We start from the raw sequence: 11,859 nt of genomic DNA, 5'->3' as shown, positions 1-11,859 counted from the left end.
GCCTCCCCCCGCGCCGACTCCTACGCCAAGTCGCCCGCCTACCTGCAGTACGACCGCAGCGCCATGCCCGTCACCGCCATGGCCGCCGACTATGTGCCCGGCCACGTTACCAAGCCGCACCAGCATCCCAATGCGCAACTGGTGCACGCGGTGCATGGCGTGATGGTGGTCGCCACCGCCGAAGGGCAATGGATCGTGCCCCCCACGCGCGGCATGTGGATGCCTGGAGGCGTGGTGCACTGGATCCGCATGGTCGGGCACGTGCGCATGCGCACCGCCTATATCCGGCCGGACGCCGCTGACAACCTGCCCAGCCGCTGTACCGTGCTGGGCATCACGCCACTGCTGCGCGAGCTCATCCTCGCCGCGATCGATATCCCTTCGCCCTACGCGGAGGCGTCCCGGGACGGGCGGCTGATGCGGTTGTTGCTGGATGAAGTCATGCTGGTGCCGACGTTGCCGTTGCACTTGCCGCGTCCTGCCGATGCCGGATTGCGAGAGATCTGCGATGCGATTGTCGGGGCGCCCGATACAGCGCTGACTTTGGCGCAATGGGGGGAGCGGCTGGGCGTGGATCCCAAGACCATTCAGCGACGCTTTGCCCGGGAGACCGGGATGACGTTCGGGCAGTGGCGGCAGCAGGCTCGGCTGCTGTCGGCGTTGGAGGGGCTGGCCGCCGGGGCCAAGGTGGTGGATGTGGCGCTGGATCTGGGGTATGAGAGTCCCAGTGCGTTTTCCACTATGTTCAGGAGGCAGTTCGGGGTGCCGCCTAGTGGTTTTTTTCGATGATTTTTTGGGGTCTCAAGGGTCGAACCGTTGGCGCTTTGTGCCGTGTCTGAGGCTTGATCCTTGCGGCGTTGACAGGCCCGACCCGGGGGCCTGACCTTGCCCCCCTTTTACGCCTCCAGATACCTCTCCACCAACCTAGCCCAATAAGCCGCCCCAACCGTCAGATTCTCATCGTTGAAATCATACCCAGCGTTATGCAGCAAAGGCTGCCCCGCCCCATTCCCCATCCGCACAAAACACCCCGGCCGTTGCTGCAGGAAGTAAGCAAAATCCTCGCTCCCGGCGATCAGCGGGAAATTCGCCACCACCTTGTCAGGCCCCACCAGTTCCTCTGCCACCTGGCGGGCGAACTCCGTCTCGCGCTCGCTGTTGATCAGCACCGGATAGCCTCGGATGTAGTCAATCTCCACCGTCGCGCCATAGCCCTCCACATGTGAGGTCACCAGCCGCCGGATACGATCCTCCAGCGTGCGCCGCACGTCGGGACTGAACGATCGCACGCTCAACTCCAGCTTGGCGCTCTCGGGGATCACATTGGCCACATGCCCGGCATGCAACGTGCCGATGGTGACCACAGCGGTTTCGTTCGGGTCGATATTGCGCGACACGATGCTCTGCAGCGCCATCACCAGGCTGCCTGCGACCAGGATCGGGTCGATCGACTGGTGCGGGCGGGCCGCGTGGCCGCCCTTGCCGCGGATGGTGATGGCGACCGTATCGCAGGCCGCCATGAAGGGGCCGGCGCGGAACATGAAGGTGCCGGCCTCCACGCCGGGATGGTTGTGCAGCCCGAAGATCGCGTCGCAGGGAAAGCGCTCGAACAGGCCGTCGGCGAGCATGCGCTCGGCGCCGCCGCCGGCGCCGATTTCCTCGGCGGGCTGGAAGATCAGGTTGACGGTGCCGTTGAAGTTGCGTGTGCGGGCCAGCTGGCGCGCCGCACCGAGCAGCACGGTGGTGTGGCCATCGTGGCCGCAGGCGTGCATCTTGCCGGCGTGGATGCTGGCGTACGCCAGGCCGGTGCGCTCATGAATGGGCAGTGCGTCCATGTCGGCGCGCACGCCGATGCTGCGCGGACCGTCGCCCTGGCACAGCGTGCCAACCACGCCGGTGCCGCCAACGCCGCGCGTCACCGCGTAGCCCCAGCCTTCGAGCTCGGTGGCGACCAGCTCGGCGGTGCGCACTTCGTCGAAGGCGAGCTCGGGGTGCTGGTGGATGCTGTGGCGGATGGCTTCCAGCTCGGCGCGGCTGTCGACGGTGTCGGCCAGTTCACAGAATCGGGAAGCGCGGGAAGTGGTGGAGGCGAAGGAGGCGGCGGGTCGGGTCGCGTGCGAGTCGGCAAGAAGTGACTCGATCAGTTCGGGAGCGTGTTCTGACATGGCAGTACTCTTTTTCTCAAGGCCCCTTTACGAGGCGTAGGGCATATGGAAAACAGTATTTCACGCTGGGCGCGGAGCGCAAACGGTTTAACCCTTTGTAGCGAAATCAGGGGAACAACTGTTGCGAACGGGGGACGGTACCGTCTTGGCGGGCGCTCGGGGACCCGCGGGCGCGCAGTGGCAGGTATCGATAGCGGTACAGGCGGGCCGACGAGCAGACCAACAAGCGGCACCACAAAGCAAGAAGGGCGCCCATTGCTGGCCGCCCTTCTTCACGTCTTTCGGAAAATCCGCCCTACGCGTAGGCCACCACCGTCTGGCCCTGCTCGCCCAGGCCGTCGATGCCCAGGCGCATGGTGTCGCCCGCCTTGAGAAAGCGCGGTGGCTTGAAGCCCATGCCCACGCCCGGCGGCGTGCCGGTGCAGATCAGGTCGCCGGGGTGCAGCGTCATGAAGCGGCTGACGTAGCTCACCAGCGTGGCCACGTCGAACACCATGGTGGCGGTGCTGCCCTTCTGCACGCGCTGGCCGTTGACATCCAGCCACAGGCCCAGCGCCTGCGGGTCGGGCACTTCGTCGCGCGTGACCAGCCAGGGGCCGACCGGGCAGAAGGTGTCGCACCCCTTGCCCTTGTCCCAAGTGCCGCCGCGCTCGATCTGGAATTCGCGCTCGGAGACGTCGTTGACCACGCAGTAGCCGGCCACGTGCGAGAGCGCATCGGCGAGCGAGACGTCGCGTGCCACTTTGCCGATCACCACGCCAAGCTCCACTTCCCAGTCAGTCTTCTCGGAGCCGCGCGGCAGCATCACCGGGTCGTTGGGCCCGTTGAGCGAGCTGTTTGCCTTCAGGAAGACGATGGGCTCGGCCGGCAACGCCATGCCCGCCTCGGCGGCGTGGTCGGCGTAGTTCAGGCCGATCGCCACGATCTTGCCGATGCCGGTCCAGGGCACGCCGAAGCGCTCGGCCTGCACCACCGGCAGCGTGGCCGGGTCCAGCCTGGCCAGGCGCGCCAGCGCTTCGGCCGACAACGCCTGCGGCCCGAGGCCGTCCAGCACGCCGGACAGGTCGCGCACGCGGCCTTCGGCATCGATCAGACCCGGGCGTTCCGCGCCCGGCTTACCCACACGTACTAGTTTCATCGTTTCCCCTTGGCTTCGGTGGCGATGTGGCCTGCGGGCTCGGAAAGGGTCCGCGCGACCACGGTCAGGACTTCTTTTGCAGTGTTCTCGGAATGCTGGCGCAGCACCTGCGCCAGCCGCGGCCGGCCCGGTTCGCGCAACGCGGCCATGATGGCCTCATGCTCCTCGTGCGACTCCTGCCAGCGCAGCATATCCGCATTGGCGGCGCCGCGCGCGCGGTGGACCTTGCTCATCAGCATGGCGTAGATGCCGGCCAGCACGGGGTTGGCCGCGCCGTCGATGATCAACTGGTGGATTTCCTGGTTGGTGCGGAAGTACTCGGTGCGCCGCCCGGCGGCGTGAGCCTCCAGCATGGCCTGGTGCTTGCGCTCCAGCCGCGCCATGGCCACCTCGGACAAGCGCGCCGCCGCGAGTTCGCCGGCGGTGGCCTCCAGCCCGTGCAGCGTCTCGAAGGTGGAGCGCAGTTCATCCAGATCGAGCGGGGCCACGCGGTAGCCGATGTACTGCCGATGCAGCACCAGGCCTTCGGACACCAGCACCTTGAGCGCCTCGCGCAGCGGCGTCTTGGAGACGTCGAACATCTCGCAGAAGGCGCGCTCGTCGATGCGCGCACCGGGGGGCAGCTCGCCCTCCTCGATCATGGTGCGCAGCCGCGCGGCGATTTCGGCCGACATGCCGAGAGTGCGCAAGCGGGTGGATTTAGGAAGCGTTTGAGTCACAGACATCACCGAGATGGGGAACATGCACCACAAGAAGGCTAACACATCCCAAAATTGTGCGTTCGCATAACAATAAAATCAATGACTTACGAGAGTTGTAATTACAGATTACGTATCCTATACTCAGTCCCAGTTGCGCGACACACAACACAAACCGCCTAACATTCCCCCAAAGGAGACAAGCGTCATGCAAACGACAAGCCGGGCTGCAGCGCTAACGGAGACGAAGAGCTCCGTGCGCTGGAAGATTTTCCTGATGATGTTGTTCCTCATCGCCATCAACTACATCGACCGGGCCTCGCTCTCGGTCGCGATGCCGCTGATCGCCAAGGAGTTCGATCTCAGCCCCACCATGCAAGGGCTGATCCTCAGTTCATTCTTCTGGACCTACGCGGTCATGCAGATTCCCGGCGGCATGCTGGCGGACAAGTACAAGCCGCGCATCGTGATCGCCACCGCCACCGTCTTCTGGGGCGCGTTCCAGGCCATGGCGGCCGTGTGCACCAGTGCCGGCGCGCTGTTGCTGACCCGGCTCGGGCTGGGCGCGGCCGAAGCGCCGATCTACCCGGCAGGCGGCAAGCTCAATGCGATCTGGATGACGCAGAACGAACGCGGCCGCGGCGCCACCCTGCTCGACGGCGGCGCGCCGCTAGGCGCGGCGCTCGGCGCCATCATCATCACCTGGCTGATCACCGCGCTGGGTTCCTGGCGCCTGGCCTTCGTGGTCGCCGGCGTGGGCACCGTGCTGGCCGGCATGCTGGCTTGGTACTACGTGCGCAACTCGCCGCGCGAGCACCGTGGCGTCAATGAGCTGGAAGCGAGCTATATCGAAACCGCGCAAGCCAGCGAGCACCGCGCCGAGCCGGCCAACCTGTCGGGCCGCTCGCTCGACTTCCTCAAGTACCGCTCCGTGTGGTGCATGGCGACCGGCTGGATGTGCTTCAACAGCGTCTTCTACGGCCTGCTGACGTGGATGCCCAACTACCTGAACAAGGTGCACGGCTTCGACATCAAGCAGATGGGCGGCGCCAGCTTCATCATCTTCTTCTCCGGCTTTATCGGTGAACTCATCGGCGGCTGGATCGCCGACAAGTGGAAGGCCGCCGGCGGCGCGCCCAACCTGGTGATGCGCACCCTGTTCGGCATCGCCGCCGTGGTGGCTACCGTGTCGATCTTCTCGGTGGCGTACGTGAAGGATCCGGTGGTGGTGGTGGCCCTGCTCTCCTCCACGCTGTTCTTCCTGCGCTGGTGCGGCCTGTACTGGTGCATCCCGTCCATCCTCGGCACCCGCAACAAGGTGGGCGTACTGGGCGGCATCATGAACCTGGGCGGCAATATCGGCGGCATCACCGTGCCCATCATCGTCGGCATGATCGTGCAGTTCACCGGCTCGTACTTCCTGGCGCTGATGTTCTTTGCCGCCGCCGGCGTGGGCCTGCTGATCTCCTCGACCGCGATCGACTACGAGAAGAAGCTGCCGGTCTGAGCGCAGCGCGCGCCTCCACAGCTAGCCATACAGTCGCACGCGCCGCGCCGGCATATGCCGGCAGCGGCGCGGCATCTCCTAAAGAGCATTACCCCATGACCAAACGCACCCTCCTCGGCATGCTCACGCCGTCGTCCAATACCGCGCTGGAACCCATCACCAGCGCGATGGTGAGCGGCCTGCCCAATGTCAGCGCGCATTTCTCGCGCTTCACCGTCACCGAGATCTCGCTGCGCGACCAGGCCCTTGGCCAGTTCGACCTCGACAAGATCATTGGCGCGGCCAAGCTGCTGGCCGATGCGCGCGTGGACGTGATCGCATGGAACGGCACGTCTTCCGGCTGGCTCGGCTTCGAGAAAGACCAGGCGCTGTGCCGGCAGATCACAGAAGCAACCGGCATCCCCGCCACCACCTCGGTGCTGGCGCTGAACGAAATCCTGGAAAAAACCGGCGCGCACGACTTCGGCCTGGTCACGCCCTATCTCGACGATGTGCAGCAACGCATCGTGCAGAACTACAAGCACAACGGCTTTCGCTGCACGGCCGAGCGCCACCTCGACCTGCATGTGAACTACAGCTTCGCCGAGGTGGAAGAAGACACCATCCGCCGCATGGTGCGCGAAGTGGCGCAGCACAAGCCGTCAGCCATCACCACGTTCTGCACCAACCTGCGCGCGGCGCACCTGGTGCAAGCGCTGGAAGCCGAGACCGGCATCCCCGTCTACGACACCATCTCCACCGTGGTGTGGAAATCGCTGCGCCTGGCCGGCGTGGACACGCGCGCGCTGCGCGGCTGGGGCCGCTTGTTTGCCGAAGTGGAATGAAGGAGCATGGCGCATGAACACCGAACTTGATCTTGTCATCCGCAATGCCGAAGTGGTCACCGCCTCAGACCGCTTCACCTGCGACATCGGCGTGCGCGACGGCCGCATCGCCATGCTGGGCCATGACCTGCCGCGCGCCGCGCGCGAGATGGATGCCACCGGCCTGCTGGCGCTGCCGGGCGGCGTGGATGGCCACGTCCACCTGGACCAGCCCATGCCCGACGGCATGCGCATGGCGGATGATTTTTTCACCGGCACGCGCGCTGCCGTGTGCGGTGGCACCACCACGGTGATCCCGTTCGCGGCGCAGGAAAAGGGCGGCTCGCTCAAGGCAGCGGTGGCGGACTACCATCGCCGCGCCGAAGGCCGCGCGGTGGCGGATTACGGCTTCCACCTGATCGTGGCGGACCCGACGCCGGACGTCTTGCAGCATGAATTGCCCGAGCTGATTCGCAAGGGCTACACCTCGTTCAAGGTCTACATGACCTACGACGATCTGAAGCTATCCGACCGCGAGATGCTGGACGTGCTCGACGTGGCCAAGCGCAACGATGCGCTGGTGATGGTGCATGCCGAGAACGCGGATTGCATCTCGTGGCTCACTGAAAAGCTGGTCGGGCAAGGGCGCATCTCGCCGCGTTTCCACGGCATGGCCCGGCCTGCGCTGGTGGAACGCGAAGCCACGCACCGTGCGATCACCTTTGCCGAGCTGGTCGACGTGCCGATCCTGATCGTGCATGTTTCCGGCAAGGAGGCGATCGAGCAGATTCGCTGGGCACAGGGCAGGGGGCTGCCGATCCTGGCCGAGACCTGCCCGCAGTACCTGTACCTGACTGCCGAGGATATGGACTTGCCTGGCGATGATGGCTATGAAGGCGCCAAGTGCGTGTGCAGCCCGCCGCCGCGCGACGCGGAGAATCAGGAGGCCGTCTGGCGTGCGCTGGCCAATGGCGTGTTCAGCGTGTTTTCCTCGGACCACGCGCCGTTCAACTATGACGATCCGCAAGGCAAGAAGCTGGAGGGCACGGCGCAGCCGTTTGACCACATTCCCAATGGCGTGCCCGGCATCGAGACGCGCTTGCCGCTGCTGTTCAACGGCATCGCGCAAGGCCGGCTTTCGCTGCATCAGTTTGTCGAGCTGACTTCGTACCGGCCGGCGCGGCTCTATGGCTTGTATCCGCGCAAGGGAACGATTGCTGTTGGCGCGGATGCCGATATTGCGTTGTGGGATCCGTCGCGCAAGGTGCGGATTGCTAATAGCGCTTTGCATCATGCGGTGGATTACACGCCTTATGAGGGGATTGAAGTTACCGGGTGGCCGGTGCATTGCTTCTCGCGGGGGGAGTTGCTGGTGGAGGATGGGAGGTATCTGGAGCCGGTGCCGGGGCGGGGGAGGTTCTTGCCGGCGGGCGCGCCTTCGCTGGTTTGAGGTTTGGGGGTTTTGGTTTCGAGTTCCACTGCTTGACTTCAACGTCAGCTTCAAAGGCTCAAAGTCAAAGGCAGTTTCACCACCCCTGCGGGGCGGCGACCTACTTTCTTGTCTTGCCAAGAAAGTAGGCAAAGAAGGCGCGCCGGATGGGGCGACACCCCCTCGCCCCATACGGCCTGGTACACCTTCACGGCTCGCTTCGCATCGCCTGGGGGCCCCTGGGGGTCTGTTGGCTGGGCATTTTTTCCGGACATGATCATGCGTATTCTTGTTGTTAATCCCAATATTTCCGAGAGCGTTACCGAGCTGATCCACGCGGAAGCGTTGCGCACGGCTTCGCCCGGGACTGCCCTGACGATGGCGACGGCGCAGTTCGGCGTGGCGTATATCGAGACGCGGTTCGAGGCGCTGGTGGGCGGCTATGCGACCGCTTGCGTGGCGGCAGAGCATCAGGGGCAGTTTGATGGACTGGTGGTGGCTGCGTTTGGCGATCCCGGGCTGGCGGGGTTGAAGGAGTTGTTCAATGTGCCGGTGGTGGGGATGACAGAGGCAGCGCTGGCCAGCGCCTGCCTGCTCGGGCAGCGTTTTTCCATCATTGCGATCTCGCACCGGATCGAGGCCTGGTACCGCGAGTGCGTGGCGGCTAATGGGCTGGCCTCGCGGCTGGCCAGCGTGCGTTCGCTGCAGCAGCCGCTGCGCGATATCGGCAGCGTGCAGGAGGATCATGCGGCGCGGCTGGAGGAACTCAGCCTGAAGGCGGTGCACGAGGACGGCGCGGACGTGATCATCGTGGCCGGCGCGCCGCTGGCCGGGCTCGCACGCACGCTCAAGGACCGGATTCCGGTGCCGGTGGTCGATGGCGTGTCCAGCGCGATCCGGCATTGCGAGAGCTTGATTGCGCTGGCGCCCACCGGCGCGGCGCAAGGCAGCTTCGCACGCCCGCCGCGCAAGCCGAATCACGGGTTGCCGCCGACGCTGGCGGCGATGCTCGACTAAGTTGCGCTGCGGGGGCGCGAAGCGCTGGCGGCATCATTTTGGCAGCGTGGTGACGCGCGCCGACATCATGGGGCAGGCCTGGCGCCGCACTCAGGCGGCCACCCTCAAACCCAGTTCGCCCAGGCTTGCGCGCAGCGCTTGCTTGAGCGGCGTGCGCGGCAGCTTGCCCACCAGGGCTTCCAGCGCCGTGCCATCGAGCGCGTGCGGCACCTTCCACAGGTAAGCCATCTCGGCCAGCTCGCGCCACATGGGCACCACCGCAGCGCCTGCGCGAATCAGCCACCATGGCATGCCGGCCACGCGCGGTGCGTGCGCCATGCCGCTGGCTTCGGCCAGCGCGCTCACCAGTTCATCGCCCGTTAGCGTATTCCCCGCGAAATGCAGCACGGCATGGCCGCGCAGATCCGCGTGGCGCCGTGCCACCGCAACGAAGGCCTGCGCCAGGTCGGGCAGGTAGGCCCACGCATGGGCGCGGTCGCGCGGGCCGGGATAGACCACCTTGCCTTGATCGAGCGACTTGGCGATCGCCAGGTCCATCCAAGAGCCGCGCCCCGGGCCGCCGAAGAAATCGCCCGCGCGCAGGATCACGCTGCGCAGCCCGGGCGCACGCTCGCGCATGCCGGCCTCGATGGCGCGCCGTATCTCCCCCTTGCGCGCGCTGGGCCGCTCGGCCGTATCGGGGCGCAGCAGCGGCGGCATCGACTCGCCGAAGTTGTAGACGTTGCCTGGATAGAGCAGCAGGGCGTCCAGCGACTGCGCCACCTCCATGCCACAGCGCGCCAGTGCTTCGGCGTGCTGCTCCCATTCGGTATAGACCGGGTTGAGCGCGTTGATCACCACGCTGGCGCCGCGCGCGGCGGCGAGCAGCCTGGTGGTGTCCGCCACATCGATCGCCAGGCCGCGCACGTTGTGCGCCGCCGTGCCCGCCAGCGCACGGCGCGCCTGCGCCAGCACCGTCCAGCCGGCCGCCGCAAAAGCATCCACCAGGGTGCGGCCAAGCCGGCCGTTGGCGCCGAGTATCAACACGGTATCGCTCATCCTGTTCTCCTGCATCGCGTTCTCCAGCATTACGTTCTCCTTGCGGCATCGCCTGAAGACCATTGTGGGCAATCCTTCGCTACGCCACAATTGCATGAACATGCAACACACGAATTCATTTTTGAATAGGTCGCCAGGCAAGGAGCAAGAGAGAAAATGGCCGAAGCATTCGACTGGGCGCTGATGCGCTCCTTCCTGGCCGTGATGGAGGCCGGCAGCCTGCTGGGCGCGGCGCGCCAGCTTTCCAGCAGCCAGCCCACGCTGGGGCGCCACGTGGCGCAACTGGAGGCGCAGCTCGGCGTGCCGCTGTTCGAGCGCACCGGCCACGGCCTGCAGCCGACAGAGGCTGCGCGCGCCATCGCCGGGCATGCGCGGGTGATGCAGCAGGGCGCGGACGCGGTCGCGCGCGCGCTGGCGCGCGGCCAGGCGGGCATTGCGGGGACGGTGCGCATCTCCGCAAGCCGCGCGGTGGCCAGCTACCTGCTGCCGCCGCTGCTGGCGGACCTGCGCCTGCGCGAGCCGCAACTCGCCATCGAAGTGGTGTCGTCCAACGCCGTCAGCAACCTGCTGCGGCGCGAGGCCGATATCGCCATCCGCATGGTGCGGCCAGTGCAGGCATCGCTGATCACGCGCAAGGTGGCGTCGGTGGCGCTATGTACCTGCGCCCATGAGGACTACCTGCGGCGCAAGGGCGTGCCGCGCACGGCGCAGGACCTGCCGCGCTTCGACCTGATCGGTTACGACCACGACGACGCGATCCTGCGCGCCTTTCGCGCCATGGGCGCGGAGATCACGCGCGAGGCGTTTGCGGTGCGCAGCGATGACGACATCGTGCTGTGGCAGTCGATCCGCGCCGGCCTGGGCGTGGGCTTTGCGGCGCGCTATATCGCCGCCGGCGATGCGCGCGTGCGCACGGTGCTGCCCGAATTGTCCATTCCACCACTGCCGGTCTGGCTCACCGTGCACCGGGAAATCCGCGGCAGCGCGCGCATCCGCGCGGTCTACGATTTTCTGGCCAGCGCCATTCCCGCCGCGCTGGCCGCGCTGGCCACGCCGTGAGCGCAAGTTCTCGCAGCCCTACGCATCCAGCCTGACGTGTTCCGCCAGGTGGCTGACCACAGTGGCGATGCGCCGCAGATGCCGGGACTCGGGATGTGTCAGCAACCACAGGTCGGTGTCGCACTCGTCCAGCGTGCCGGTGAGCGCCACCAGCTTGCCGCTGCGCCGCCCGATCATCAGCGAAACAATGCCGGCGCCCAGCCCTGCCTCGACGCCTTCGAGCACGCCGGCGATGCTGTTGACGCGGTACTGCGGCACCACGCGCGGCAGGTGCTTGCGGCGCCAGCGCACCGACGGGTGATCGGGCATGGCCTCGTCCGGCGCAATCCAGGGCAGCGTGGCCAGCGCGGCAAGGTCGACGGCGCCGCCGTGCCCGGGAATCGCGATGCCGGCCGCCTCCACCAGCTCCCGCGCCGCAAACACCGCCACGCGCAAGGGGCCGAGGCACTTGCCGATCAGGTGATCGGGCGGATGGCGCGTGGCGCGCACGGCGATGTCGGCATCGCGCCGAGTCAGGCTGACCAGCTCATTGGTGGCGATCAGCTCGAAGCTCAGCCCGGGATGCCGGCGCCCGAGCGGTGCCAGTGCCGGCAGCACCATGCCATGCAGCACGGTATCGGTGGTGGTGATGCGCACCAGGCCCGACACCGTGCCGGCCGACACCGAGGCATGGGCGCGCGCCGCCTCCAACTCGGCCTCGATGCGTTCAGCATGCTGTGCGAACTGCTGGGCGAGTTCGGTCGGCAGGTAACCCGCGCGGCTGCGCTCGAACAAGCGCCGCCCCAGCCCTTTCTCGATGCGCTGCAGCGCACGGAACACGGTGGAGGCATCAAGCCCGAGCCGGCGCCCGGCTTCGGCCAGCGTGGCGCCACGCACCAGCGCCAGCACCACGTCGAGGTCAGGGGAAGAGAGCTGGTAGGGTATGTTCAAGAGATATTCGTTGCAAATTTGCAGTCATGACTTGCAAGAGTGCGCATTGTGATTGCGCTTTCGCAATCCTAGACT

11 protein-coding genes are annotated in these 11,859 nt (G+C 66.4%); 6 read left to right on the top strand and 5 right to left on the bottom strand.

Going from position 1 to position 11,859, the window contains the following annotated elements; genetic code table 11:
* A partial coding sequence (locus AC1RWI_RS18275; protein ID WP_492867890.1) for an AraC family transcriptional regulator occupies positions 1 to 789 on the top strand: 789 nt, incomplete at its 5' end.
* Positions 790 to 896: 107 nt separating this feature from the next.
* Here AC1RWI_RS18275 and AC1RWI_RS18270 read toward each other — a convergent pair.
* The 3 genes from AC1RWI_RS18270 to AC1RWI_RS18260 form a co-directional block, all read right to left on the bottom strand.
* Positions 897 to 2,165, bottom strand: coding sequence for a M20 aminoacylase family protein (locus AC1RWI_RS18270; protein WP_043342724.1), 1,269 nt, complete (start codon positions 2,163 to 2,165; stop codon positions 897 to 899).
* Positions 2,166 to 2,460: 295 nt separating this feature from the next.
* Positions 2,461 to 3,303 carry a fumarylacetoacetate hydrolase family protein gene (locus AC1RWI_RS18265; RefSeq protein ID WP_043342722.1) on the bottom strand — a complete coding sequence of 281 codons (843 nt, stop codon included), beginning with the start codon at positions 3,301 to 3,303 and terminating at the stop codon, positions 2,461 to 2,463.
* Positions 3,300 to 4,028 carry a GntR family transcriptional regulator gene (locus AC1RWI_RS18260; RefSeq protein ID WP_082054960.1) on the bottom strand — a complete coding sequence of 243 codons (729 nt, stop codon included), beginning with the start codon at positions 4,026 to 4,028 and terminating at the stop codon, positions 3,300 to 3,302. The genes AC1RWI_RS18265 and AC1RWI_RS18260 overlap by 4 nt, the downstream gene beginning before the upstream one ends.
* Positions 4,029 to 4,209: 181 nt before the next feature.
* Here AC1RWI_RS18260 and AC1RWI_RS18255 point away from each other — a divergent pair, with 181 nt between their 5' ends.
* The 4 genes from AC1RWI_RS18255 (at position 4,210) to AC1RWI_RS18240 (ending at position 8,757) form a co-directional block, all read left to right on the top strand.
* Entirely contained in the window at positions 4,210 to 5,508 is a 1,299-nt protein-coding gene (locus tag AC1RWI_RS18255) for an MFS transporter (protein ID WP_492867887.1), read from the top strand.
* Positions 5,509 to 5,603: 95 nt separating this feature from the next.
* On the top strand, positions 5,604 to 6,332 hold the full coding sequence (locus AC1RWI_RS18250) for a maleate cis-trans isomerase family protein (protein ID WP_043342715.1): 729 nt from the start codon (positions 5,604 to 5,606) through the stop codon (positions 6,330 to 6,332).
* A gap of 13 nt (positions 6,333 to 6,345) precedes the next feature.
* Positions 6,346 to 7,761 carry a dihydropyrimidinase gene (gene hydA, locus AC1RWI_RS18245; protein WP_492867885.1) on the top strand — a complete coding sequence of 472 codons (1,416 nt, stop codon included), beginning with the start codon at positions 6,346 to 6,348 and terminating at the stop codon, positions 7,759 to 7,761.
* A 258-nt stretch (positions 7,762 to 8,019) separates the two neighbouring features.
* On the top strand, positions 8,020 to 8,757 hold the full coding sequence (locus tag AC1RWI_RS18240; RefSeq protein WP_043351107.1) for an aspartate/glutamate racemase family protein: 738 nt from the start codon (positions 8,020 to 8,022) through the stop codon (positions 8,755 to 8,757).
* 90 nt (positions 8,758 to 8,847) lie between these two features.
* Here AC1RWI_RS18240 and AC1RWI_RS18235 read toward each other — a convergent pair whose 3' ends face one another.
* Positions 8,848 to 9,825 (bottom strand): NmrA family NAD(P)-binding protein, encoded by a 978-nt coding sequence (locus AC1RWI_RS18235; RefSeq protein WP_492867883.1) that lies wholly within the window; start codon positions 9,823 to 9,825, stop codon positions 8,848 to 8,850.
* 126 nt (positions 9,826 to 9,951) lie between these two features.
* Here AC1RWI_RS18235 and AC1RWI_RS18230 point away from each other — a divergent pair, with 126 nt between their 5' ends.
* Entirely contained in the window at positions 9,952 to 10,854 is a 903-nt protein-coding gene (locus AC1RWI_RS18230) for a LysR family transcriptional regulator (protein WP_492867881.1), read from the top strand.
* Positions 10,855 to 10,872: 18 nt separating this feature from the next.
* On the opposite strand, the gene AC1RWI_RS18225 is transcribed toward AC1RWI_RS18230, so the two are convergent.
* A complete protein-coding gene (locus AC1RWI_RS18225; RefSeq protein ID WP_043342709.1) occupies positions 10,873 to 11,784 on the bottom strand; it encodes a LysR family transcriptional regulator in 912 nt (303 codons plus the stop codon).
* Between the last annotated feature and the right edge of the window lie 75 nt (positions 11,785 to 11,859).

The sequence above is a fragment of the Cupriavidus sp. MPR-AND1C genome (assembly GCF_058809705.1).
This window is presented reverse-complemented; position numbering and strand designations above follow the sequence as displayed.